Here is a 25230-nt window from a genome sequence, read left to right as displayed (position 1 = left end):
AAGCTGTTGATAAATGCAGGCATCCGCTCAGCTATACTCCCCTGCATTTGAATGGGCCTTCGAGGAATTACTGTGAAGAACTGGACCTTGCGCCAAAGGATTTTGGCTAGCTTTGCGGTCATTATCGCCATCATGCTGTTAATGGTTGTGGTCTCCTATTCACGGTTGCTGAAGATCGAAACCAGTGAAGTCGCGGTGCGTGACGACGCGGTGCCGGGGGTTTACCTCAGTTCGATGATTCGTAGCGCCTGGGTCGACAGTTACCTGCATATCCTGGAACTGATCGGTTCGGGTCAAAACAAGGGGCTGAGCGACACCGACAAGGCTGAGTTCAAGTCCTTCGAAGCGCGCATCCTGCAACAGATGGCCAACTACCAGGCCACCATCAACGGTGGTGACGATCAGGCCGAGTTCGATAGATTCGAAGCCTACCACCAGAATTACAACAAGGCCCTGGCTGCGGTGGTGGATCGCTTGCAAAACAACGACGTCGCCGCTGCGCGCAAGTTGTTTGACACCGAAATGACACCGGCCTGGACCGCAGGCCGCATGAAGCTCAATGACATCATTACCGAAAACAAGAACGTCGCCGACCATGCAACCAACGCGATCGACGCTGCTGTAGAGGCCGCAAAGATCAGCATGTTCGTCTCGCTGGGCCTGGCCATTCTCGCCGCCGCCCTTTGTGGCCTGTTGTTGATGCGCGCGATCACGGGGCCGATGCAGCGCATTGTTTCGATCCTGGGCACCATGCGTGACGGTGACCTGAGCAAACGCTTGAACCTGGAGCGCAAGGACGAATTCGGCGCAGTCGAAACCGGCTTCAACGACATGATGACCGAACTGACTGCGCTGGTGTCCCAGGCCCAACGCTCGTCGGTGCAGGTGACCACCTCGGTGACCGAGATCGCCGCGACCTCCAAGCAGCAACAGGCGACCGCCACCGAAACGGCTGCAACCACCACCGAAATCGGGGCCACTTCTCGCGAAATTGCTGCAACGTCCAAGGACTTGGTCCGCACCATGACCGAGGTATCCACCGCCGCCGACCAGGCTTCGGTCGCTGCCGGTTCCGGTCAGCAAGGGCTGGCGCGCATGGAAGAAACCATGCATTCGGTGATGGGCGCCGCCGACCTGGTCAACGCCAAGCTGGCGATCCTCAATGAGAAGGCCGGCAACATCAACCAGGTGGTGGTGACCATCGTCAAGGTTGCCGACCAGACCAACCTGTTGTCGCTCAACGCGGCTATCGAAGCCGAGAAGGCCGGCGAATACGGCCGCGGCTTTGCCGTGGTTGCCACCGAAGTCCGTCGCTTGGCCGACCAGACCGCAGTGGCCACGTATGACATCGAACAGATGGTGCGCGAGATCCAGTCGGCGGTGTCGGCGGGCGTGATGGGCATGGACAAGTTTTCTGAAGAAGTGCGCCGTGGCATGTTCGAAGTGCAGCAAGTCGGCGAGCAGCTGTCGCAGATCATCCACCAGGTACAGGCCCTGGCGCCTCGGGTGTTGATGGTCAACGAAGGCATGCAGGCCCAGGCCACCGGTGCCGAGCAGATCAACCACGCGTTGGTGCAACTGGGCGATGCCAGCAGCCAGACCGTGGAGTCCCTGCGCCAGGCCAGTTTTGCTATTGATGAATTGAGCCAGGTTGCGGTCGGTCTGCGCAGCGGCGTATCGCGTTTTAAAGTCTGATGAGCGACTTTGCGGCTAAACGCGGCGCCGTCCCGGCAGCGAAAAAGACGTTGTTCCTGGTGTTTCACATCGGCGGCGAACGTTATGCGCTCAAGGCCACGGAAGTGGCCGAGGTGCTGCCGCGCGTGCCGCTCAAACCCATCGCTCATGCGCCGACGTGGGTGGCAGGCATATTTGCCCATCGCGGGGTGTTGGTGCCGGTGATCGACCTCAGTGCGCTGACCTTCGGTACAGCGGCCCAGGTGCGTACCAGTACTCGTCTGGTGCTGGTCAACTACCAGCCGCAACCCTGGATCGAGGCGCGCAGGCTGGGGCTGATCCTGGAGCAGGCTACCGACACCTTGCGTTGCTACCCGACCGAGTTTCAACCCTATGGCCTCGACAATCGGCAGGCGCCTTACCTGGGGCTGGTGCGTGAAGATGCCCAGGGCTTGATGCAGTGGATCGGCGTGTCCGAGTTATTGACCGATGAAGCCCGCGCTTTGCTATTTTCTGCCGAGCTGAGCCTATGAACAGCGACCCCCGTTTCTTTACCTTCCTGAAAGAACGCATTGGCCTGGACGTCGCTTCGGTGGGCGAGGCCATTATCGAGCGCGCCGTGCGCCAGCGCAGCCAGGCCGTGCAGGCGGTGACACTGGAGCACTATTGGCAGCGACTGCAAAGCTCGCAGGACGAGCAGCAAGCGCTGATCGAGGCGGTGATTGTTCCCGAGACCTGGTTTTTCCGGTACCCGGAGTCTTTTGCCACCTTGGCGCGCCTGGCCAAGGCGCGTCTGGCCGAGATCAACCAGCTGCGCGCGTTGCGCATTCTCAGCCTGCCATGTTCGACCGGCGAAGAGCCCTATTCGATTGCCATGGCGTTGCTCGATGCCGGCCTGGCCCCACATCAGTTCAAGGTGCAGGGCATGGACGTCAGCCCGCTGTCGGTAGAGCGGGCGCGGCGCGGGGTGTACGGGAAGAATTCCTTTCGCGGTGGCGACCTTGAGTTTCGCCAGCGCCATTTCACCGAGCAGGCCGACGGTTACCACATTGCCGATCGAGTGCGTGAGCAGGTGCGCCTGCAAGTCGGAAACTTGCTGGACCCTGCGTTGCTGGCGAATGAGCCCAGCTATGACTTCGTGTTCTGCCGCAACCTGCTGATCTACTTCGACCAGCCGACCCAGAAACAAGTCTTCGATGTGCTCAAGGGCTTGACCCATGTCGATGGTGTGCTGTTTATCGGCCCGGCCGAAGGCAGTTTGCTGGGGCGCCATGGCATGCGCTCGATTGGCGTGCCACAGTCCTTTGCCTTCAGCCGACATGTGGAACCGGTGAAGCCTGCGCCGGTTTTCGTGCCGATGCCGGCCCCCGTGCCGGCGCGCAGCGCAGCACCGATCCCGCCCAAACCGCGCCCGTTCAGCACGGTCAGCGCCCAGGTGCTGCCGATCAAGGCACCGCAGACGGACGCGGGTGATTTGCTCAGCCGGATCGCCACTCTGGCCAATGAGGGCAAAAGTGCTGAGGCACGGGCTGCCTGTGAACAGTATTTGAGCAACCACCCGCCGGTCGCCCAAGTGTTTTACTGGCTGGGCTTGCTCAGCGATGTGGCCGGCAGCGCCTTGGAAGCCCAGGGGTATTACCGCAAAGCCCTATACCTGGAACCGCAGCACCCGCAGGCCCTGATGCATCTGGCCGCGTTGCTCGAGTCCCAGGGCGACAGTGCGGGGGCGCGCCGTTTGCAGGCGCGGGCCGCGCGTAGCGAGCGAGCTGACAGTGAGTCCAAACGATGAGTACCTCCGACGAGCTCGACACTGCGGGTCTTGACCTGACCCTGACCGACACCCAACGCATCGACGATTGCTGGAACCGTATCGGCATCCATGGCGACAAATCCTGCCCGTTGCTGGCCGAACATATTCACTGCCGCAACTGCTCGGTGTATTCCGCCGCCGCCACGCGCTTGCTCGACCGCTATGCGTTGCAGCAGGACGATCGCCACGCGATCGCCGCCGACGCCGTCGACGAGAACGTGGCCACCCGTTCCCTGTTGATGTTCCGCCTCGGCGACGAATGGCTGGGCATCGCCACCCGCTGCCTGGTGGAAGTGGCACCGCTGCAACCGATTCATTCCCTGCCGCACCAGCGCTCACGGGCATTGCTCGGCGTAGCCAACGTACGCGGCGCGCTGGTGGCGTGCCTGTCGCTGGTCGAGCTGCTTGGCCTGGACGTCACCGATCATGGCGCGACGGGCGGGCGCATCATGCCGCGCATGTTGATCATCGCCGCGCAGGACGGTCCGGTGGTGGTGCCGGTGGACGAAGTCGACGGTATCCATGCCATCGATGAACGCGCCTTGAAGGCCGCGTCCGCCTCCGGCACCCAGGCCAGCGCGCGCTTCACCCAGGGTGTGTTGCAGTGGAAGGGCCGCAGCCTGCGTTGGCTGGACGAGGCGCAATTGCTGTCCGCCGTGACCCGGAGCCTCACATGACCCCCGACCAGATGCGCGATGCCTCGTTGCTGGAACTGTTCAGCCTGGAAGCCGATGCGCAGACCCAGGTATTGAGCGCGGGCCTGCTGGCCCTGGAGCGTAACCCGACCCAGGCCGACCAGCTTGAGGCCTGCATGCGCGCCGCCCATTCGCTCAAGGGCGCGGCGCGCATCGTCGGCGTGGACGCCGGGGTCAGCGTGGCTCACGTCATGGAGGACTGCCTGGTCAGTGCCCAGGAAAGCCGCCTGTACCTGCAACCTGAGCATATCGACGCTCTGCTGCAGGGCACTGATTTGCTGATGCGCATTGCCACCCCCGGCAATGATGTGGGAGCGGCCGATATTGATGCCTATGTGGCCTTGATGGAACGGCTGCTCGATCCGTCGCAGCCGACTGCCAACGTCGCGCCACCGCCACCACCGCCCGAGCCTGCCCCGGCGCCGATCATTGAAGCGCCTGCACCCGAGCTCGAGCCGGCGTTGCCGCGCCAGAGCAAACCGATGACCGAGGGTGGCGAGCGCGTGCTGCGCGTGACCGCCGAGCGCTTGAACAGTCTGTTAGACCTGTCCAGCAAGTCCCTGGTGGAAACCCAGCGGCTCAAGCCTTACCTGGCAAGCATGCAGCGCCTCAAGCGTATTCAAAGTAACGGCGCACGCGCACTGGATACGCTGGACGGCCAGCTCAGGGCGCTGGATTTGAGCCTCGAAGCCGAGGAGGCGCTGGCCGATACCCGGCGTTTGCTGAGCGAAGCCCAGGCCCTGCTGGCGGAAAAAATCGTCGAGCTGGATGAGTTCGGCTGGCAGGCCGGGCAGCGTGCCCAGGTGCTTTACGACACCGCGCTGGCCTGTCGCATGCGGCCCTTTGCCGATGTGCTGGCCGGGCAGGTGCGCATGGTCCGCGACCTCGGGCGCAGCCTGGGCAAGCAGGTGCGCCTGGAAATCGAAGGCGAAAAGACCCAGGTCGATCGCGACGTGTTGGAAAAGCTCGAGGCGCCGCTCACTCATTTGCTGCGCAATGCCGTCGACCACGGCATCGAAATGCCCGAGCAGCGTATCCTGGCGGGCAAGCCGGCCGAGGGCCTGATCCGTCTGCGTGCCTCCCATCAGGCGGGGTTGCTGGTGCTGGAACTGAGCGATGACGGCAATGGCGTCGACCTTGAGCGCCTGCGCGGGACCATCGTCGACCGGCATCTGTCACCGCCGGAAACCGCCTTGCGTTTGAGCGAGGAGGAACTGCTGACGTTCCTGTTCCTGCCCGGTTTCAGCCTGCGCGATAAAGTTACCGAAGTGTCCGGACGCGGCGTGGGCCTGGATGCGGTGCAGCATATGGTCCGGCAATTGCGCGGCGCGGTGGTGCTGGAGCAGGCGGCGGGGCAGGGCAGTCGCTTCCATCTGGAAGTGCCGTTGACCCTGTCGGTGGTGCGCAGCCTCGTGGTGGAAGTCGGCGGAGAAGCCTATGCTTTTCCGCTGGCGCATATCGAGCGCATGTGCGACCTGTCGCCGGACGATATTGTCCAGTTGGAAGGCCGCCAGCATTTCTGGCACGAGGGCCGGCATGTCGGTCTGGTTGCCGCCAGCCAGTTGTTGCAGCGCCCGGCGGCGCAAAGCAATGACGCGACATTGAAGGTCGTGGTCATCCGCGAACGCGATGCGGTGTATGGCATTGCGGTGGAGCGTTTCATCGGCGAGCGCACCCTGGTGGTGTTGCCGCTGGATGATCGCTTGGGCAAGGTCCAGGACATCTCCGCCGGCGCCTTGCTGGATGATGGTTCGGTGGTGTTGATCGTGGATGTCGAAGACATGCTGCGCTCGGTGGACAAGCTGCTCAACACCGGCCGCCTGGAGCGCATCGCGAGGCGCAGCCAGCAGGCCACCGAAGTTGCGCGCAAGCGGGTGCTGGTCGTGGATGACTCGCTGACCGTACGTGAGCTGCAACGCAAATTGCTGTTAAACCGCGGATATGAAGTGGCCGTTGCAGTCGACGGCATGGACGGCTGGAACGCATTGCGTTCCGAAGACTTCGACCTGCTTATCACTGACATTGATATGCCTCGCATGGACGGTATCGAATTGGTCACACTTCTGCGTCGTGACAGTCGCCTGCAATCGTTGCCGGTGATGGTGGTGTCGTACAAGGATCGCGAAGAAGACCGGCGCCGTGGACTGGATGCCGGCGCCGACTATTATTTAGCCAAAGCCAGTTTTCACGATGACGCCTTGCTCGACGCCGTGGTCGAACTGATCGGAGGAGCCCGGGCATGAGGATTGCGATCGTCAATGACATGTCCCTGGCGGTGGAGGCGCTGCGCCGCGCACTCAGTTTCGAGCCTGCCCACGAAGTGGTGTGGGTGGCCAGCAACGGCCTGGAAGCCGTGCAACGTTGCGCCGAACTGACCCCGGACCTGATCCTGATGGACTTGATCATGCCGGTGATGGATGGCGTGGAAGCCACCCGTCAGATCATGGCCGATACTCCGTGTCCGATCCTGATCGTCACCGTGGACCGCCAGGCCAACGTCAGCCGCGTGTTCGAAGCCATGGGCCATGGTGCCCTGGACGTAGTGGACACACCGGCGCTGGGCGTGGGCAACCCCAAGGATGCAGCGGCGCCGCTGCTGCGCAAGATCCTTAACATCGGCTGGCTGATTGGTCAGCGCGGCAGCCGCGTGCGCGCCGACGCCACGCCGCAACGTGCTACCGGCAAGCGTCAGAGCCTGGTAGCGATTGGCTCGTCGGCGGGAGGGCCGGCTGCCCTGGAAACCCTGCTCAAGGGCTTGCCAGGCGACTTTCCCGCCGCCATTGTGCTGGTGCAGCATGTGGATCAGGTGTTCGCCGCCGGCATGGCCGAGTGGTTGAGCAGTGCGTCCGGCCTGCCGGTGCGCCTGGCCCGTGAAGGCGAACCGCCACAAAGCGGCGTAGTCTTGCTGGCCGGCACCAATCACCACATCCGCCTGCTGAAAAACGGCACGCTGGCCTATACCGCCGAGCCGGTGAACGAGATTTATCGACCTTCCATCGACGTGTTTTTCGAGAGCGTCGCCAGCCACTGGAATGGCGATGCCGTCGGCGTATTGCTGACCGGCATGGGGCGCGATGGCGCCCAAGGGCTCAAATTACTGCGTGAACAAGGATATTTGACCATCGCCCAGGACCAACAGAGTTCGGCGGTGTATGGCATGCCCAAAGCGGCGGCGGCGATTGATGCCGCTGTTGAAATTCGCCCACTGGATAGAATTGCGCCCCGATTGCTGGAGGTCTTTGCAAAATGATCAAAACCTCCCGTGCTGCTGGTTTGCAGGTGGTAATTCAGGTGACTGCACATGAATGATTTACAGCTCGACGACTTCAAGACCGATGAAAATGCCGCCATGGTGTTGCTGGTTGACGACCAGGCGATGATCGGCGAAGCCGTGCGACGCGGCCTGGCCCATGAAGAGAACATCGACTTCCACTTTTGCGCCGATCCGCATCAGGCGATTGCCCAGGCGATTCGCATCAAGCCCACGGTGATCCTGCAAGACCTGGTGATGCCGGGGCTGGACGGCCTGACCCTGGTTCGCGAATACCGCAACCACCCGGCCACCGCGAATATCCCGATCATCGTGCTGTCCACCAAGGAAGACCCGCTGATCAAGAGCGCTGCCTTTGCTGCGGGCGCCAACGACTACCTGGTGAAGCTGCCGGACAACATCGAGCTGGTGGCGCGCATTCGCTATCACTCGCGCTCCTACATGACGCTGCTGCAACGGGATGCGGCCTACCGTGCGCTGCGGGTCAGCCAGCAACAGTTGCTGGACACCAACCTGGTGCTGCAACGCCTGATGAACTCCGATGGACTCACCGGGCTGTCCAACCGTCGCCACTTCGACGAATACCTGGAGCTGGAGTGGCGCCGTGCCATGCGTGACCAGACCCAGCTCTCTCTGTTGATGATCGACGTGGACTTTTTCAAGAGCTACAACGACAACTTCGGCCATGTCGAAGGCGACGAAGCCCTGCGCAAGGTCGCTGCCACCATTCGCGAGGCCAGCAGCCGTCCTTCCGATTTGCCGGCGCGTTATGGCGGTGAAGAATTTGCCCTGGTGCTGCCGAGCACCTCGCCGGGCGGCGCCCGACTGGTCGCGGAAAAGCTGCGCATGGCGGTGGCGGCCCTGAAAATCCCGCACATCGCGCCGACCGAGGGATCGTGCCTGACCATCAGCATCGGCCTGTCGACCCTGACGCCAAAGCAGGGCACGGATTATCGGCAGTTGATCATGGCGGCGGACAAGGGGTTGTATACGGCCAAGCACAACGGGCGCAATCAGGTCGGTATCGAATAACCGGGTGGCAGGGAGCAAACCCTGCCTTTTCGCCAAGCGGGCTGCCGTTTCAGCCCGATTGCCGTTATACTCGCCGGCTTTCAAAAGTTCGCCAACGAGTGCTGCCCGCCATGGAAATCAACCCGATCCTTAACACCATCAAGGACCTGTCCGAGCGCTCCGAAACTATTCGGGGGTATCTTTGACTACGATCAAAAGCATGAGCGTCTGACCGAAGTCAATCGCGAGCTTGAAGATCCGAGTGTCTGGAACAAACCTGAATACGCCCAGGAACTGGGCCGCGAGCGCGCTGCGCTGGCGCAGATCGTCGACACCCTCGACGAATTGAATGCCGGTCTGGCCGATTGCCGAGACCTGCTGGACATGGCCGTCGAAGAAAACGACGAAGGCGCAGTGGGCGATGTCGTCGCCGAGCTGGCCCGTCTCGAGGAAAACCTCGCCAAGCTTGAATTCCGTCGCATGTTCAGCCACGAAATGGACCCGAACAACGCCTACCTGGATATCCAGGCCGGTTCCGGCGGCACCGAAGCCCAGGACTGGGCCAACATCCTGTTGCGCATGTACCTGCGCTGGGCCGACAAACGCGGTTTCGACGCCACCATCATGGAATTGTCGGCCGGTGAAGTCGCCGGTATCAAGGGCGCGACCGTGCATATCAAGGGCGAATACGCCTTTGGTTGGCTGCGTACCGAGATCGGCGTGCACCGCCTGGTGCGCAAGAGCCCGTTCGACTCCGGCAACCGTCGCCATACTTCGTTCTCTGCGGTGTTCGTCTCGCCGGAGATCGATGACAAGGTGGAAATCGAGATCAACCCGGCCGACCTGCGGATCGACACCTATCGCTCCTCCGGCGCCGGTGGCCAGCACGTAAACACCACCGACTCGGCCGTGCGTATCACCCACGTGCCGACCAACACGGTGGTCAGCTGCCAGAACGAACGTTCCCAGCACGCGAACAAGGACACCGCCATGAAAATGCTGCGGGCCAAGTTGTACGAGCAGGAAATGCAGAAGCGCAACGCCGCTTCCCAGGCGCTGGAAGACACCAAGTCGGATATCGGCTGGGGTCACCAGATCCGCTCCTATGTGCTCGACGCGTCGCGGATCAAGGATCTGCGCACCAACATCGAACGCAGCGATTGTGACAAGGTACTCGACGGTGATATCGACGAATACCTGGAAGCCAGCCTGAAATCCGGCCTGTAATCCCTTGCCGGCGATCCCCGGCCGCAGGCCGGGGACAACGAACCTGATGGAAGATTTAAAGACATGAGCGACCAACAACTCGACCCGCAAGCCCTGCAACAGGAAGAAAACTCCCTGATCGCCCTGCGCAAGGAAAAGCTTGCTGCCGAGCGCGCCAAGGGCAATGCCTTCCCCAACGACTTCCGCCGCGACAACTACTGCGATGCCTTGCAGAAACAGTACGCGGACAAGACCAAGGAAGAGCTGGCAGAGGCTGCAATCCCGGTCAAGGTTGCCGGTCGCATCATGCTCGACCGTGGTTCGTTCCTGGTGATCCAGGACATGACCGGGCGTATCCAGGTCTACGTCAACCGCAAGACCTTGCCTGAAGAAACCCTGGCCGCGGTGAAAACCTGGGACATGGGCGACATCATCGCCGCCGAAGGCACCCTGGCCCGTTCCGGCAAGGGTGACCTGTACGTCGAAATGACCAGCGTGCGCCTGCTGACCAAATCCCTGCGCCCGCTGCCGGACAAGCACCACGGCCTGACCGACACCGAACAGCGCTACCGCCAGCGCTACGTTGACCTGATCGTCAACGAAGACGTGCGCCAGACCTTCCGCGTGCGTTCGCAAGTCATCGCGCACATCCGCAGCTTCCTGATGAAGCGCGACTTCCTTGAAGTCGAAACGCCGATGTTGCAGACCATTCCTGGCGGCGCTGCAGCCAAGCCGTTCGAAACCCACCACAATGCGCTGGACATGGAAATGTTCCTGCGTATTGCCCCCGAGCTGTACCTCAAGCGCCTGGTGGTGGGCGGCTTCGAGAAAGTTTTCGAGATCAACCGCAACTTCCGTAACGAAGGCGTTTCGACTCGTCACAACCCAGAATTCACCATGTTGGAGTTCTACCAGGCTTACGCCGACTACGAAGACAACATGGACCTGACCGAAGAGCTGTTCCGCGAGCTGGCGCAGTTGGTCCTGGGCAGCACCGACGTACCGTACGGCGACAAGGTGTTCCACTTCGGCGAGCCGTTCGTGCGCCTGTCGGTGTTCGATTCGATCCTCAAGTACAACCCTGAGTTGACCGCTGACGACCTGAACGACATCGACAAGGCCCGTGCCATTGCCAAGAAAGCCGGCGCCAAGGTGCTGGGTTTCGAAGGCCTGGGCAAACTGCAGGTGATGATTTTCGAAGAGCTGGTGGAGCACAAGCTCGAACAGCCGCACTTCATTACCCAGTACCCGTTCGAAGTGTCGCCGCTGGCCCGTCGCAACGACGACAACCCGAACGTCACCGACCGTTTCGAGCTGTTCATCGGCGGCCGCGAAATCGCCAACGCTTACTCCGAGCTTAACGACGCGCAAGACCAGGCCGAGCGCTTCATGGCCCAGGTGGCCGACAAGGACGCCGGCGACGACGAAGCCATGCACTACGACGCCGATTTTGTCCGCGCCCTGGAGTACGGCATGCCGCCGACGGCGGGCGAAGGTATCGGCATCGACCGCCTGGTGATGTTGTTGACCAACTCACCGTCGATCCGCGATGTGATCTTGTTCCCGCACATGCGGCCACAAGCGTGACCGTAGCGTAATCCGAAGCCGCCTTATATAAGGCGGCTTTTTTATGCGGCGTCTATAAGCGTCAAGCGAACAGCGCCAGATTTTGATCAATGCAAGGATGTGTGTGGTGAACCGCGTAATGGCTCAAGAAGGCGCCGCCGGCATTGCGGCTGCCGTGGCTGAAAGTGTCCAGTACCAGGGCCGCAAGGCCAGTCGCCGGGGCAGCGAGCAACGTCGGCAAGACATTCTCGATGCGGCGATGCGCATCGTGGTGCGTGACGGCGTGCGCGCCGTGCGCCATCGCGCCGTGGCGGCGGAGGCGGGAGTGCCGCTGTCCGCAACCACCTATTACTTCAAGGATATCGATGATCTGCTCACCGACACGTTTGCCCAATACGTCGAACGCAGCGCGGCCTACATGGGCAAGCTGTGGGTGCGCAATGAGGGCCTGCTGCGCGAAATGGTCGCTTATGGTGACGGCAGCCCCGAATCCCGTTCGCAATTGGCCGATGATATTGCGCGGCTGACCGCCGATTACGTCTTGCGCCAGTTGACCAACCGTCGCGAGTACCTGATGGCCGAGCAGGCGTTTCGTCAGGAAGCGCTGCTCAACCCGCGCCTGGCCGAGCTGGTGCGTTCCCACCAGCAGATTCTGTTGCAGGGCACCGGGCAGTTTTTCCAGGTACTGGGCTCTCGCGAGCCGCAACAGGATGCCAAAGTGTTGACGGCGATTATCGGTCGGATGGAGTATCAGGGCCTGCTTGACGGTCTGGAGCCGCTGACCGGTGAAGAGATGCTCGCGATTCTCAAGCGATACATGCATTTGGTGTTGGCCTCGGTCTGACACTACGCTCCAGGTAAAACTCACCTTGCACCTGCAGCGCGCGAGCCGATAACGTTTATAGAGGAAGCACCAGGTGGACGATTACCAGCAGACGATACGCACCTTGTCTGATCGCATTGTGCTGGCGCAAACACCGATTCGCGTCCTTGACGCCGTGAAGTGGGACGAAAATATTCGCCAGGGGTTTCTCAAGGCCAAGGGCAAGGCCATGCCTGCCGTGGATCGTGATTACTACCTCAACCGACCGTTGTCGTTCGATTCCAGCGCCGTGAAGCTGGAGTTCCAGAACATCGAGCGGGACATTACCCGCCGTCTCGGCCAATTCAGCCCGGTCGGGCAGATCATGCGCCGCATGTGCCGCGAGTACCGCATGGTCGTGCGCATGCTCGAAGCCCGCGGCACCGAGGATTTCGGCCTGATTTCCCAGGAGCTGTACGGTGCCGCCTCCGATGCGTTCCATGCCGGCGACCCGACCCTGGCGGACCTCGGCCTGATGCTCTCCGACTACCTGAACAATATCGACGGCCGTGGCGACCTCAAGGACGAAGCCAAGACCCTGACGGCCAAGGATGCCGTCGCCTTGCTGCAAACCCGCTTGAATAAAGTGTTTGGCGAGGCCGAGGAAACCATCCGTGTGTTCGAGTCCGACGGTATCGTCGCCGACGCTGCGGCGGGGGCCGACTACATCAAGATCCGCGCCGACGCGATGTTCAACGAGCGCGATGTGCGCGCCCTGGAGGTGCATGAAGGTCTGGTCCACGTCGGCACCACCCTTAACGGCCTGAACCAGCCGATCTGCACGTTCCTGTCCAAGGGCCCACCGTCGTCCACCGTGACCCAGGAAGGCTTGGCGATTCTGATGGAAATCATCACCTTCGCCTCTTACCCAAGCCGCTTGCGTAAATTGACCAACCGCACCCGCGCCATCCATATGGTGGAAGAGGGCGCCGACTTCCTGCAGGTGTTCGAGTTCTTCCGCGAGCAGGGCTTTGAGATGGCTGAAAGCTACGGCAATGCCAGCCGGGTGTTCCGAGGTTCGGTGCCGACCGGCTTACCGTTTACCAAGGATCTGTCCTACCTCAAGGGCTTTATCATGGTCTACAACTACATCCAGCTCGCCGTGCGCAAAGGCAAGCTGGAGCAAGTGCCGCTGCTGTTCTGCGGCAAGACCACCCTGGAAGACATGCGCACCTTGCGCCAACTGGTCGACGAAGGCCTGGTGGTACCGCCCAAATACCTGCCCGAGCAGTTTCGCGACATGAACGCGTTGGCGGCCTGGATGTGCTTTTCCAACTTCCTCAACCACTTGAGCCTGGACCGGATCGAGGCCGATTACTCCAATATTCTTTAGGGTATTGGCCTGTGGAGGCTTTAACGGATGAGAGTCCTCGGCATTCTGTGCCTGTTACTGACATTGAGCGGCTGCAGTTCGCTGCTGTTCTATCCCGAACCCGGCCTGCCGTTCACGCCGGAAAAAGCGCACCTGCACTACCGTGACGTCACCCTCACGACCGCTGACGGGGTAAAACTTCACGCCTGGTGGTTGCCGGCCAAGCCCGGCGTGCCGCTCAAGGGCACGGTGCTTCACCTGCACGGCAATGGCGGCAACCTGGCCTGGCACCTCGGTGGCAGTTGGTGGTTGCCGGAGCAGGGCTATCAGGTGTTGATGCTCGACTACCGTGGCTACGGGTTATCGGAGGGTAAACCGTCATTGCCGGCGATTTACCAGGATATCGATGCGGCCTGGCAATGGCTCGATCAAGCGCCTGAAACCCGGGGCCAACCCCTGGTTATCCTGGGGCAAAGCCTGGGCGGTGCGCTGGCTGTGCATTACCTGGCCGCGCACCCGGAGCGCCAACCCCAACTGAAGGCCTTGGTGCTGGATGGCGTGCCCGCCAGTTATCGTGACGTAGGGCAATTCGCCTTGAGCACTTCCTGGTTAACATGGCCATTCCAGGTGCCGCTGTCCTGGCTGGTGCCCGACGCCGACAGTGCGATCAACGCCATGCCGGCGCTGACCGGTGTACCCAAGCTGCTGTTCCATAGCCTGGATGACCCGATTGTGCCGCTGGCCAACGGTATCCGCTTGTATCAGGCCGCGCCGCCGCCGCGTGTATTGCAACTGACCCGTGGCGATCATGTGCAGACCTTTGCCGACACGACCTGGCAGACCGTGATGCTGCGTTATCTGGACGACCCGCAGCACTTCAACGGCCTGCGCCGCCTGGGCGAGATCCCGAATTATCCGACTCCTAAAGTTGATTCATCAGAGAGCCCGCAATGAGTGAAGAACGCAACATGATCCCACTGATCCTCACCGGTATCGGCACCATCATCGGTACCGTCGGTTGCCTGTGGTTTTATGGCTACCTGCATTTCGCCAAGCCGGAGGACGCATTGCTTCTGAGCGATTTCACGATGCTCAAGACCGTGCCGGGAGAGGATTACAAAATCTCCCTGACCCCGGCCGCGCAGGTGGCGCAGTGCGTTGACGGTGTGCTGGTGATGTTCGACACCGAACAGAAGGGCCTCAGCGGTGTGCTGGTCAACAACAAGAAACAGGCTGTGCGCTGCCTCGGCCAGGAAACACCGCAACTTCAGCAGTAAATCGCTCCAATTAACCGTTTCTGAAATATCTGGAACCGTATTCCGTAAGACGCCACTCAATGCCCAGTCAGCGGTGCTGACGGGTAACTTACGAATAGTCAGCCAGGGGGGAAGTCACGGTGAATATCGGTGCGATCAGTAGGATGTTGGACATGGCCCGGGCGCAGCAGATTCTGGATGAGTGCAGCGAGTGCGAGGCTGAGTCGCCCCAAGCGAAGCGAGATGAACTGAAGCGCAAGCTGGAGTTTGATCCTTTCGGCGCCGACGAAAATAAACCCCAGATCCAGTACTGAACGAAAAAACCCACCGTCTCCGGTGGGTTTTTTTATCCAGCTTCAATCAATCAGTTAGCCAGGCTGGAGCGCGGCTTGACTGGCTGGTTGTCGTTGGAGATGGTCACTTCAACGCGACGGTTCATGGCACGGCCCGATGCGCTGCCGTTGTCGGCAACCGGGTATTCCTTGCCGTAACCCTGGGTCACGATGCGCGAGATATCCACGCCTTGTTGAGCCAGTGCACGTTGTACCGAAGCGGCACGACGCTCGGACAGGCTCTGGTTGTACGAATCGGAACCGGTGCTGTCGGTGTAGCCTTCGACGATCACTTTACGGTCCGGGTTATCGCGCAGGAACTGCGCCAGCTTGGTGATGTTGACCAGGCCGCTGGATTTCAGGTCGGACTTGTTGGTGGCGAACAGCACGTCACCGAAAGTCACCAGGGTGCCACGATCAGTCTGCTTGGCGTTCAAGCTGTCTTGCAATTGCTTGATCTGCGCATCACGGGCTTGCAGCAGGGCGCGGGCACGTTCGTCACCGGCGTTTTTCAGCTTGGCTTCGGATTCACGCAGCACGATGGTGTCTTTGGCCACTTCAACGCGCTGGTTGGTCAGGTAGGCCAACTGGTCGACTTTCTTCTCGTCTTCCTTGTCACGGTAGGCTTTTTCAGCCTTGTCCAGCCAATCGCTGGCGTCCTTGGTTTCCAGGGCCGCCAACTTGGTGGCTTGCGGGTTGGTCTGCAAAGCCGCGAAATTGGTCTTGGCGTTTTCCAGGTTCTGGTTCGGTGGGGTGGAGCACGCCGCCAGAGCAACGCTCATTGCCAACAGGGCAGGGATCATCAGTTGTTTACGCATAATCGTGTCGTCCTTTCAATTCGATTTCGGGTGCATTGCAATCAGGGGCGGCGGCTTATTGCTGCTTGATAACAGCTGGGCGCATGCCTTCCTGACGCAGCTCCTGAACAGCTTTCTCGGAGTCCTTCACGGCCTGTTGAGCTTTGGCGGCCTGGGCTTTGCGCTCTGCAACGCGAGCGTCCCATTCGGCTTGTTCAGCCAACTGACGGGCTTTGTCGTAGTTCTTGTCGTGCATGGCGATTTCGGCTTCTTTGAGCTTGTCCTGGGCCGATTTCATTTCCACAGCCGCGAACTCGGTACCGCCAGCGCTGACTGCGCTGTTAACAGCCGATTGAGTCACCGCGTATTGCTCAGTCGGAGGGTTGCCTGCGCAACCCGCCAGTACGAAGCTGGTGCCGATCGCCAGCGCGGCCAATTTGAGCCCGCGCAGGTGGTTAAACGAGGATTTGGCAGTGCTGGTTTTCATCGTCTTCAACTCCATTGGATAACTCCTGAAAAACATCAAAATCCACTTCGTTGGTCAGCGGTTGGGGCCCGGCGGTAAAGCTCGAAATGCCCTTTCAAACGGCCGTTCCAAGTTGATGGCTTACTGGCTGTGACCTGAGGCTTTTTTCAAAAGTTCAGAGAAGATGGCGATTTGCCTAAAAAAATATTTGACTGACTGGTCAGCGTTTTTAGGATGGAACTTTCTTCGCGCGCAGCGGTACTCCGAGCCTGTGAAAGGCCCGGAATACAAGGGTTTTACCGGTTTTTAGAGTGGTCCGTCAGTGCTTCTGTTTATCGGCACTCGCCGAAAAATCATGCAGATAGCGTCGCGACAGGCTGAGAAAACGTGGGGTAGGGCCGACGTCCTCATACAACGGATCGCCCTCTTCATCGGTGGCAATCACCTGTTGACCCTTGATGTACGGAAAGCTGGCTTCGAGCTCTTCAAGGGCGGCGCCGATCAGTTCGCCGAGCAGTTCTTCGGTGTGGCGCTTGGGGTACATCTCGGCAATGGCGGCCAGCCTCGCGGCGGCCTCCACATCCAGATGGATCGCGTATTCGGTTTTGGTCATGCGACCCTTGGCGGTTTCTTCCCAATGCTGGGCCAGTTCTCGAATTTTCATGGCTACCTCAATATGCCCGCGGGTTGCGGGCGCTGATGAGTGACCAGTCGCCGATGTGGATAACACGGCGACTCATAGTTGAGACTAGCTGCAATTGATAAGGTTTAAAGCCTTGTCAGAAACCGACGTCGGCGGCACTCTTGAACCCCTGCGCGTCCCGGATTTCTGGCTGGAGATTGGCTGATGAGTGATATCGATGCACGCTTGCGCGAGGATGTTCACCTGCTGGGTGAGCTGTTGGGCAACACCATTCGAGAGCAGTACGGTGATGATTTTCTCGACAAGATCGAGCAGATCCGCAAAGGCGCCAAGGCTGACCGGCGAGGGGCTGGCGATGAATTGAGCGCCAGCCTGAACCAGTTGCAGGAAAATGAACTGCTGCCTGTAGCGCGAGCCTTCAACCAGTTCCTTAACCTGGCCAACATCGCCGAGCAGTACCAGCTGATTCATCGACGCGATGAGTCGCAGCCGGCACCCTTCGAGTCCCGGGTGCTCCCGCAATTGCTGGCCCGCCTGCAGCGCGAAGGTCACAGCAACGAGTCCCTGGCCCGCCAATTGGCGCGGCTGGAGATCGAACTGGTGCTCACGGCCCACCCCACCGAAGTCGCCCGTCGTACCCTGATCCAGAAGTACGATGCGATTGCCGCGCAACTGGCCCTGCAGGATCACCGTGATCTCACCACGGCCGAGCGCGAGCAGATCCGCGAGCGCCTGCAACGGCTGATCGCTGAAGCCTGGCACACCGAAGAAATCCGCCGCGTACGACCCACCCCGGTGGATGAGGCCAAATGGGGCTTTGCGGTGATCGAGCATTCGTTGTGGCACGCCATTCCCAATTATCTGCGCAAGGCCGACAAGGCGTTATTCGCCGCTACCGGATTGCATCTGCCCCTGGAGGCGGCGCCGATTCGTTTTGCCTCGTGGATGGGCGGGGATCGCGACGGTAACCCCAACGTCACCGCACCGGTCACCCGTGAAGTGCTGCTGCTGGCACGCTGGATGGCGGCCGACCTGTATTTGCGTGATGTCGACCACCTGGCCTCGGAGTTGTCGATGCAGCAAGCCAGCCCGGCATTGCAAGCCAGGGTCGGTGACAGCGTTGAACCCTATCGCGCCTTGCTCAAGCAACTGCGTGAACGGCTGCGCGCCACGCGCCAATGGGCGCACACCGCGTTGACGGCCGCCACGCCGGCCACCGCCGAAGTGCTGCAAAACAACCGCGAGCTGCTGGAGCCGTTGGAGCTGTGCTACCAGTCGCTGCATGAGTGCGGCATGGGCGTGATCGCCGATGGGCCGCTGCTCGATTGCCTGCGTCGTGCGGTGACATTCGGCTTGTTCCTGGTGCGTCTCGATGTGCGTCAGGATTCCAGTCGACATTCGGCGGCCATGACCGAAATCACCGATTACCTTGGCCTCGGCCGCTATGAGGACTGGGACGAAGAGGCCCGTATCGCCTTCCTGATGAAGGAGTTGGCCAATCGCCGGCCCTTGTTGCCGGGCTACTTCAAACCCTCTGCGGAGACCGCTGAGGTGTTGAATACCTGCAAGGAAATCGCTGCCGCCCCGGCGGCGTCGCTGGGCTCCTATGTCATCTCCATGGCGGGCGCCGCGTCGGATGTGCTGGCGGTGCAATTGCTGCTCAAGGAGTCGGGCGTTCAACGCCCGATGCGTGTGGTGCCGCTGTTTGAGACCCTGGCCGACCTGGATAACGCCGGGCCGGTGATGGCAACGCTGTTGCAGTTACCGGGCTACAGGGCGCGCCTGCAAGGGCCGCAGGAAGTGATGATCGGCTACTCGGACTCGGCCAAGGACGCGGGCACCACAGCCGCTGCCTGGGCGCAGTACCGGGCGCAGGAACGCCTGGTGGATATCTGCCGCGAGCAACAGGTGGAACTGCTGTTGTTCCATGGTCGCGGCGGCACCGTCGGCCGTGGCGGCGGCCCGGCTCACGAGGCGATTCTGTCGCAGCCGCCGGGTTCGGTGGCGGGGCGCTTTCGCACCACTGAACAAGGCGAAATGATCCGCTTCAAGTTCGGCCTGCCCGACATTGCCGAGCAAAACCTCAACCTTTACCTGGCGGCCGTACTGGAAGCCACCCTGCTGCCTCCGCCGCCACCCGAGCCTGCCTGGCGTGATTTGATGGACGAACTGGCCGCCGACGGTGTCAGCGCCTACCGCGCCGTAGTGCGGGAAAATCCGCAGTTCGTCGAGTACTTCCGCCAATCCACGCCGGAGCAGGAGCTGGGGCGTCTGCCACTGGGCAGTCGCCCGGCCAAAAGGCGTGCGGGGGGCATTGAAAGCCTGCGCGCCATTCCGTGGATCTTCGGCTGGACCCAGACCCGCCTGATGTTGCCGGCCTGGCTGGGCTGGGAGGCCGCCTTGAGCAAGGCGCTGGAACGCGGCGAAGGTGAGTTGCTGGGGCAGATGCGCGAACAGTGGCCGTTCTTCCGCACGCGCATCGACATGCTGGAAATGGTGCTGGCCAAGGCCGATGCCGACATTGCCCGCCTGTATGACGAGCGTTTGGTGCAGCCTGACCTGTTGCCGCTGGGTGCGCACTTACGCGACCTATTGTCGCAGGCATGCAGCGTGGTACTTGGCCTGACCGGTCAGTCGCAACTGCTGGCCCATAGCCCGGACACCCTGGAGTTCATCCGTCTGCGTAACACCTACCTCGACCCTCTGCACCTGCTGCAGGCCGAGTTGCTGGCACGCTCGCGTCAACAGGAAGCCGAGCAAGACAGCCCTCTGGAACAGGCGCTGCTGGTGTCCGTGGCCGGTATTGCCGCCGGCTTGCGCAATACCGGCTGAAGTTTTCCAAGTGTTCTCAACGGCTTGCAGATAAACCACGACGGCCGCCCGGAAACGGGCGGTCGGCGTTTGTGCCGGCGGGTTGCACTCAGGCATACCCTACCTATGACGCATGTTCGGCGCGGGTTCCTGCGACTTTTGGCGGCTTGTATGGTGACGGCCCGCTGTGTATCTTGATCAGCCTTTGGCCGTTTGATTCGGCCTGGACCCACATATTCAAGCTTCATATTTCTACGAGATTTGCCCCTACGCGGCGAATCCGGGCACCATCTCTATAAAAAATTGAGGAGCACATCGATGCGCGTCATTCTGCTGGGAGCTCCCGGGGCCGGTAAAGGTACTCAGGCGAAGTTCATCACTGAGAAGTTCGGCATTCCACAAATCTCCACCGGCGACATGCTGCGTGCTGCCGTCAAGGCCGGCACCGAGCTGGGCCTGATCGCCAAGAGCGTGATGGACAGCGGCGGCCTGGTCTCCGATGACCTGATCATCAACCTGGTCAAGGAACGCATCAGCCAGGAAGATTGCAAGAACGGTTTTCTGTTCGACGGCTTCCCGCGCACCATTCCCCAGGCTGAAGCCTTGGTGAAGGCCGGCGTGGAGCTGGATGCGGTGGTTGAAATCGCCGTCGAGGACGAAGAGATCGTGCAACGTATCGCCGGTCGTCGCGTTCACGAAGCCTCGGGTCGCGTGTACCACACCGTCTACAACCCGCCCAAGGTTGAAGGCAAGGACGATGTCACCGGCGAAGACCTGGTGCAGCGCAAGGACGATACGGAAGAAACCGTGCGCCATCGTCTCTCGGTCTACCATTCCCAGACCAAACCGCTGGTGGACTTCTACCAGAAGCTGTCCGCTGCACAGGGCAAGCCGAAGTACAGCCACATCCCTGGCGTCGGTTCGGTAGAAGCCATCACCGCCAAGGTGCTGCAGGCTCTGAGCTGATTCATTGATCAGCTTCATCTACAACGGCCCGCTTGCGGGCCGTTGTTGTTTATACTGGCGCACTTTTTTTCGACTTGGACACCCACACCGATGAGCACCCTGCTGGCCCTGGACACCGCGACTGAAGCTTGCTCCGTCGCCTTGCTGCACGATGGCAAGGTAACGAGCCACTACGAGGTGATCCCGCGCCTGCATGCGCAGAAGCTGTTGCCGATGATCAAGCAACTGCTTGAGGAGGCGGGCACCACGCTTGCTGCCGTGGATGCCATCGCCTTCGGCCGTGGCCCTGGTGCATTCACCGGCGTGCGTATTGCCATCGGCGTGGTACAGGGCCTGGCGTTTGCGTTGGAGCGCCCGGTGTTGCCGGTCTCCAATCTCGCGGTGCTGGCCCAGCGCGCGCTGCGTGAGCACGGTGCGACCCAGGTCGCGGCGGCCATTGATGCGCGCATGGATGAAGTGTATTGGGGATGCTATCGCGAAACCGCCGGGGAAATGCGTCTGGTGGGGAGTGAAGTGGTTCAGGCGCCAGAGGCGTCCGTATTGCCCGATGACGCCCAAGGCGATTGGTTCGGTGCCGGCACCGGCTGGGGTTACGGTGAGCGTCTCGGCGTGAAGACCGTCGGCCAGGCCGCCGATATGTTGCCCCATGCGCAAGACTTGCTGACCCTGGCGCGTTTCGCTTTCGAGCGCGGCGAAGCGATCCCGGCCGATCAGGCGGCACCGGTTTATCTTCGCGATAAAGTGGCGCAGACCAAGGCCGAACGCGGGATTATTTGACGTCAAAAAGGCGGGATTTGGCCGACAAATTTCGCCAATCGTCAGAATTTGCGCGGGTTTCTAAACCTTTTACAAATTATGTGTTCTAGTTAGCACCAGAGCATTTGCGCGCCATGGAAAGTGCCGCTAAATTGCCATCATCGATTCCGAGTCTGCATGTATGCGTATAGACGGATTTTCCTCACAGTCCTACCCCATCAAACGCAAGCCACGTAAGGCGAGCGTGACGGTAGACGAGTCCGTTGAAGATTCGCCGGACTTCATTGAGTTACAGTCCGACTCGCCCTCCAACGCCCAGGGTTCCACAGGCTCGCGTATCGGCGGTCTGCCTGCCCGCCAGCAAGACATGGTCTTCCCGCGCTCCATGAGCAAAAGCGTCGCCACCGCCCTGGCCAGCTACCTGACCACCGCCGGCTTTGTCGAATGGGATATGGAAGTGCTGGGTCTCGATATCCACATCTGATGCGCCTGCCTTACTACATCGGTTGCCCTTCCTGGAGCGAAAACGCCTGGCGCGAGTATTTGTACCCGGCCGATGCGCGTTCCGGCGATTACCTCGCGCTGTACTCCCAGGTTTTCAACGCCGTTGAAGGCAACACCACATTTTATGCCCGCCCCTCGGCCGCCACGGTGCAACGCTGGGCTGAAATCATGCCTGCGGATTTTCGCTTCACCGCCAAGTTCCCCGGCGATATCAGCCACGGTGGTGACTTGCGTGAGCAATTGCCGGCGGCGGAAAGCTTTGTCGGCTTGATGAGCCCGTTGGGCGAGCGCATTTCACCGTTGTGGCTGCAACTGCCGGCGACCTTTTCGCCACAGCGCCTGGGTGAACTGGCTGGGTTCATCGATGGCCTGGAGCGCCCGCTGGCGGTGGAAGTGCGTCATCCGGAATTCTTCGCCAAGGGTGATGCCGAGCGGATGCTCAACCGTTTGTTGCGTGACCGTGGTGTCGAGCGTATCTGCCTGGATCCCCGCGCCCTGTTCAGTTGCACCTCCACCTCGGCCGCGGTGCTGCATGCCCAATCGAAAAAGCCCAAGGTGCCACCGCGCCCGGCGGCGCTCACCCAGTTTCCTCAGGTACGGTTTATCGGCCATCCGGAACTGGAGGCCAATGACCCGTTCCTGATCCCTTGGCTGGAAAAGATCGCCGGCTGGATCGAGGAAGGGCGCACGCCCTACGTGTTTTTGCACACGTCGGATAATCGCCTGGCCGCGCAACTGGCACTGCGTTTTCACGCCAAATTGATGGTGCGCCTGCCAGGCCTGCCGCCTTTGCCGACCTTGCATCGAGAACCCGCAGCGGAGCAACTGGGGTTACTCTAAGGCTCCTTTTTCCGACAGGAGTCAGCCATGGACGCACAAGCCCTGCGCGCCGATACCTTCAAGGCCCTGTATGAAGGTGATCGCGCCTTCGTCATGCCCAATCCGTGGGACGCCGGTTCCGCCATCATGCTTGCCAGCCTGGGTTTTGAAGCCTTGGCCACGACCAGTGCCGGGTTTGCGTTCAGCCTGGGACGGCCGGATGCCGAGGGCGCGCTATCGCTGGAAGACACCCTTGGCAATGCTTCAATGATTGTCCGGGCGACTTCCCTGCCGGTGGCGGCCGACCTCGAAAACGGCTTCAGCGACACCCCCGAAGGCTGCGCCCAAACCATTTTGCGGGCGGCGGCCACGGGCATCGTCGGTGGCTCTATCGAAGACGCCACCGGCATCGCGGCCGACCCGATCTACCCATTCGATTTATCGGTTGAGCGTGTTGAGGCGGCTGCCGCGGCTGCGCGCAGCTTGCCCTATGCCTTCACGCTGACGGCCCGCGCAGAAAACCTCCTGCACGGGCGCCTGGATCTGCCTGACACCATTCGCCGCCTGCAAGCCTACGCCGAAGCCGGCGCCGATGTGTTGTATGCCCCGGCGTTGCGCACTGCCGAAGAGGTGTTGGCAGTGGTCAAGGCGGTCGCGCCCAAGCCGGTGAATGTGTTGATGTCCGGTGGCTTGAAATTGAGCGTGGCGCAGTTGAGCGAGATGGGAGTGCGGCGTATCAGCGTCGGTTCGGCTTTGGCCCTGGCGGCCTATGGCGAGTTCTACCGGGCGGCGCAGGAAATGTATGAGTCGGGCACGTTCGAATTCACCGAGCGCAAGATGCCGTTCAGCCAGGCCAATGGGTTTTTCAAGCGTTGAATCAGGCGGCCAGGCGCAGGTTGTTGAGGATCAGTGGGCGCGCCCAGTGGTAATCGAAGTCCAGCGCCTTCTGTTGCGCCTCCAGCTCTTGCGGTGGGTACGGCGTGGCTGGCGGTGGCAGCAGGTCCAGCTCGAACTCGGCAATCGGCAGATGCAGTGGGCGCGGTTGCGGTGCGGGGCCAGGTTCAGGCAGTGGTTGGCCGGCGTTCAGCACGAGCGGGCGAACCCAGCCGCTGTCGAAATTCTGCTGGCGCTGCTGGGCGACAATTTCTTCTGGCGCAAAGGGCGTGGCGGGGGGCGGCAGCAACTCGGTTTCGAATTCGGCGATCGGCAGGAACAGCGGCTCAGGTGGGGCGATTTCGGTGTCTTTTACGTCGCATTCACGCTGGGTGAGGATCTGCGCCAACAGATCGGCGCCTTCGCTGGGTTCTACCGCAGGGTCCAGGGTTGCAGGCGCCTTGATGGCCAGCGCGTTCGGTGAATCGCCAAGCTGTTCGGCCAACGCTCGGGCGAAGAAGTCCTGCCACACATGACTCACCCCGGCCAGCGCTTGGGTATTGCGCAGGCCGTAATGGTTATGGGTCGGCAGTACACCGATGGTTAGGGGAAGAATGTCTGACATTTTTCTCGGTCGACGCTCAGCTCTGGCAAAATACCTGACTGTTGGTTTTATCGGCCAGTGTTGGCCGATCCTTAATATTTTTGAGCGTAGCGATTGATGAGCGAACAACCAGCGGCCAGCCGCATTCGGGTCGAGGCCTTGGCCGAAGGTTTCCAGGCGCGTGCCGAGCAATGGGCTGAGCAGCTTGGGCTGCCGTTGCAGCTGGAGGCGGCGGACTTTTCCCTGCAGGTCGGGGAACAGGGACTGCAACTGCAACAGCTTGGGCCCGACGCACCGGGGCCGGTGCGTGTGGATTTTGTCGAAGGCGGCGCGGCGCACCGGCGCTTATATGGCGGTGGCAGCGGGCAGATGATCGCCAAGGCCGTGGGCATCGCCCAGGGCGTGCGCCCGCGTGTGCTGGATGCCACGGCCGGGCTGGGCAAGGATGCGTTCGTACTGGCGAGCCTGGGCTGCGAGATGAGCCTGATCGAGCGTCAACCGCTGATCGGCGCTTTGCTCGAAGATGGCCTGGCACGCGGCGCGGATGATTTCGAGGTGGCGCCGATCGTGGCGCGCATGCAACTGCTCAAGGGCAACTCCATCGACGTGATGCTCAATTGGCAAGGCGAGCCACCCCAGGTGATCTACCTGGACCCGATGTTCCCCCACCGTGAGAAAACTGCCCTGGTAAAGAAAGAAATGCGCCTGTTCCGCCCCTTGGTGGGCGATGATCCGGACGCGCCGGCGTTGCTCGCGGCCGCACTGGCCCTGGCCAGCCACCGTGTGGTGGTCAAGCGCCCACGCAAGGCGCCGTGTATTGAGGGGCCCAAGCCGAGCCATGCGTTGGATGGCAAGTCCAGCCGGTATGATATTTACCCGAAGAAAGCGCTCAAGCCCTGACTCTTCATTGGCCTTGAGGGCCTCATCGGGAGCAAGCCCCCTCCCACACTTGAGTGTATTCACAAATCAAATGTGGGAGGGGGACTGCCCCCCGAT

At 61.2% G+C, this 25230-nt stretch carries 25 protein-coding genes; 21 read left to right on the top strand and 4 right to left on the bottom strand.

Annotated elements, in window-relative coordinates:
- Positions 1-51 precede the first annotated feature (51 nt).
- The 14 genes from ACQRBV_RS02995 to ACQRBV_RS02930 all read left to right on the top strand — a co-directional run bounded on the left by ACQRBV_RS02995 (position 52) and on the right by ACQRBV_RS02930 (position 14977).
- Complete coding sequence (locus ACQRBV_RS02995; RefSeq protein WP_218580631.1) at positions 52-1695, top strand: methyl-accepting chemotaxis protein; 1644 nt, start codon at positions 52-54, stop codon at positions 1693-1695.
- A complete protein-coding gene (locus tag ACQRBV_RS02990) occupies positions 1695-2207 on the top strand; it encodes a chemotaxis protein CheW (RefSeq protein ID WP_161549873.1) in 513 nt (170 codons plus the stop codon). The genes ACQRBV_RS02995 and ACQRBV_RS02990 overlap by 1 nt, the downstream gene beginning before the upstream one ends.
- On the top strand, positions 2204-3463 hold the full coding sequence (locus ACQRBV_RS02985; protein ID WP_090366431.1) for a CheR family methyltransferase: 1260 nt from the start codon (positions 2204-2206) through the stop codon (positions 3461-3463). The genes ACQRBV_RS02990 and ACQRBV_RS02985 overlap by 4 nt, the downstream gene beginning before the upstream one ends.
- On the top strand, positions 3460-4161 hold the full coding sequence (locus tag ACQRBV_RS02980; protein ID WP_244384136.1) for a chemotaxis protein CheW: 702 nt from the start codon (positions 3460-3462) through the stop codon (positions 4159-4161). Before ACQRBV_RS02985 ends, ACQRBV_RS02980 begins: the two co-directional genes overlap by 4 nt.
- Positions 4158-6422 carry a hybrid sensor histidine kinase/response regulator gene (locus tag ACQRBV_RS02975; RefSeq protein WP_411984425.1) on the top strand — a complete coding sequence of 755 codons (2265 nt, stop codon included), beginning with the start codon at positions 4158-4160 and terminating at the stop codon, positions 6420-6422. Before ACQRBV_RS02980 ends, ACQRBV_RS02975 begins: the two co-directional genes overlap by 4 nt.
- A complete protein-coding gene (locus ACQRBV_RS02970; protein ID WP_060754002.1) occupies positions 6419-7429 on the top strand; it encodes a chemotaxis response regulator protein-glutamate methylesterase in 1011 nt (336 codons plus the stop codon). Before ACQRBV_RS02975 ends, ACQRBV_RS02970 begins: the two co-directional genes overlap by 4 nt.
- A 51-nt stretch (positions 7430-7480) precedes the next feature.
- A complete protein-coding gene (locus ACQRBV_RS02965) occupies positions 7481-8482 on the top strand; it encodes a diguanylate cyclase (protein ID WP_411984426.1) in 1002 nt (333 codons plus the stop codon).
- 110 nt (positions 8483-8592) lie between these two features.
- Positions 8593-9688 (top strand): peptide chain release factor 2 gene (gene prfB / locus ACQRBV_RS02960; protein ID WP_104995687.1). Its coding sequence is split into 2 segments (ribosomal slippage): positions 8593-8664 and positions 8666-9688, totalling 1095 coding nucleotides; the frame shifts between segments, so codons are not numbered across the junction.
- Positions 9689-9751: 63 nt separating this feature from the next.
- The gene (gene lysS, locus ACQRBV_RS02955; RefSeq protein ID WP_060754004.1) at positions 9752-11254 is read left to right on the top strand and encodes a lysine--tRNA ligase; all 1503 of its coding nucleotides are present in this window, start codon (positions 9752-9754) and stop codon (positions 11252-11254) included.
- 106 nt (positions 11255-11360) lie between these two features.
- On the top strand, positions 11361-12077 hold the full coding sequence (locus tag ACQRBV_RS02950) for a TetR/AcrR family transcriptional regulator (RefSeq protein WP_174554022.1): 717 nt from the start codon (positions 11361-11363) through the stop codon (positions 12075-12077).
- A gap of 73 nt (positions 12078-12150) precedes the next feature.
- Positions 12151-13428: a flavohemoglobin expression-modulating QEGLA motif protein gene (locus tag ACQRBV_RS02945; protein WP_060754006.1), complete on the top strand. Its 1278-nt coding sequence runs from the start codon at positions 12151-12153 to the stop codon at positions 13426-13428.
- A gap of 27 nt (positions 13429-13455) precedes the next feature.
- Complete coding sequence (locus tag ACQRBV_RS02940) at positions 13456-14361, top strand: alpha/beta hydrolase (RefSeq protein ID WP_060754007.1); 906 nt, start codon at positions 13456-13458, stop codon at positions 14359-14361.
- The gene (locus ACQRBV_RS02935) at positions 14358-14684 is read left to right on the top strand and encodes a hypothetical protein (protein ID WP_104995690.1); all 327 of its coding nucleotides are present in this window, start codon (positions 14358-14360) and stop codon (positions 14682-14684) included. Before ACQRBV_RS02940 ends, ACQRBV_RS02935 begins: the two co-directional genes overlap by 4 nt.
- A gap of 152 nt (positions 14685-14836) precedes the next feature.
- Complete coding sequence (locus ACQRBV_RS02930; RefSeq protein ID WP_158510685.1) at positions 14837-14977, top strand: hypothetical protein; 141 nt, start codon at positions 14837-14839, stop codon at positions 14975-14977.
- 50 nt (positions 14978-15027) lie between these two features.
- Here ACQRBV_RS02930 and ACQRBV_RS02925 read toward each other — a convergent pair whose 3' ends face one another.
- The 3 genes from ACQRBV_RS02925 to ACQRBV_RS02915 form a co-directional block, all read right to left on the bottom strand.
- Entirely contained in the window at positions 15028-15813 is a 786-nt protein-coding gene (locus tag ACQRBV_RS02925; protein WP_060754009.1) for an OmpA family protein, read from the bottom strand.
- Positions 15814-15868: 55 nt separating this feature from the next.
- The gene (locus tag ACQRBV_RS02920) at positions 15869-16294 is read right to left on the bottom strand and encodes a DUF4398 domain-containing protein (RefSeq protein ID WP_060754010.1); all 426 of its coding nucleotides are present in this window, start codon (positions 16292-16294) and stop codon (positions 15869-15871) included.
- Positions 16295-16577: 283 nt separating this feature from the next.
- Entirely contained in the window at positions 16578-16922 is a 345-nt protein-coding gene (locus ACQRBV_RS02915; RefSeq protein ID WP_060754011.1) for a hypothetical protein, read from the bottom strand.
- A gap of 183 nt (positions 16923-17105) precedes the next feature.
- On the opposite strand from ACQRBV_RS02915, the gene ppc reads away from it, so the two are divergent.
- The 6 genes from ppc (at position 17106) to ACQRBV_RS02885 (ending at position 23633) form a co-directional block, all read left to right on the top strand.
- Positions 17106-19733 carry a phosphoenolpyruvate carboxylase gene (gene ppc, locus ACQRBV_RS02910; protein WP_244384134.1) on the top strand — a complete coding sequence of 876 codons (2628 nt, stop codon included), beginning with the start codon at positions 17106-17108 and terminating at the stop codon, positions 19731-19733.
- A gap of 297 nt (positions 19734-20030) precedes the next feature.
- The gene (adk, locus tag ACQRBV_RS02905; protein ID WP_010212617.1) at positions 20031-20678 is read left to right on the top strand and encodes an adenylate kinase; all 648 of its coding nucleotides are present in this window, start codon (positions 20031-20033) and stop codon (positions 20676-20678) included.
- Between the two features lie 90 nt (positions 20679-20768).
- Positions 20769-21455 carry a tRNA (adenosine(37)-N6)-threonylcarbamoyltransferase complex dimerization subunit type 1 TsaB gene (gene tsaB, locus ACQRBV_RS02900; protein ID WP_060754013.1) on the top strand — a complete coding sequence of 229 codons (687 nt, stop codon included), beginning with the start codon at positions 20769-20771 and terminating at the stop codon, positions 21453-21455.
- Positions 21456-21615: 160 nt separating this feature from the next.
- Complete coding sequence (locus ACQRBV_RS02895; protein ID WP_060754014.1) at positions 21616-21918, top strand: hypothetical protein; 303 nt, start codon at positions 21616-21618, stop codon at positions 21916-21918.
- On the top strand, positions 21918-22778 hold the full coding sequence (locus ACQRBV_RS02890) for a DUF72 domain-containing protein (RefSeq protein WP_090366420.1): 861 nt from the start codon (positions 21918-21920) through the stop codon (positions 22776-22778). Before ACQRBV_RS02895 ends, ACQRBV_RS02890 begins: the two co-directional genes overlap by 1 nt.
- Before the next feature lie 27 nt (positions 22779-22805).
- Positions 22806-23633, top strand: a complete 828-nt coding sequence (locus tag ACQRBV_RS02885; protein WP_411984427.1) for an isocitrate lyase/PEP mutase family protein — start codon at positions 22806-22808, stop codon at positions 23631-23633.
- A 1-nt stretch (position 23634) separates the two neighbouring features.
- Here ACQRBV_RS02885 and ACQRBV_RS02880 read toward each other — a convergent pair whose 3' ends face one another.
- Positions 23635-24255 carry an energy transducer TonB gene (locus tag ACQRBV_RS02880; protein ID WP_198762310.1) on the bottom strand — a complete coding sequence of 207 codons (621 nt, stop codon included), beginning with the start codon at positions 24253-24255 and terminating at the stop codon, positions 23635-23637.
- A gap of 96 nt (positions 24256-24351) precedes the next feature.
- Here ACQRBV_RS02880 and ACQRBV_RS02875 point away from each other — a divergent pair, with 96 nt between their 5' ends.
- Entirely contained in the window at positions 24352-25134 is a 783-nt protein-coding gene (locus ACQRBV_RS02875; RefSeq protein WP_060754018.1) for a class I SAM-dependent methyltransferase, read from the top strand.
- The last annotated feature ends 96 nt before the right edge of the window (positions 25135-25230 follow it).

This window comes from Pseudomonas sp. R11F, from assembly GCF_050312575.1.
Classification (GTDB): domain Bacteria; phylum Pseudomonadota; class Gammaproteobacteria; order Pseudomonadales; family Pseudomonadaceae; genus Aquipseudomonas; species Aquipseudomonas palleroniana.
This window is presented reverse-complemented; position numbering and strand designations above follow the sequence as displayed.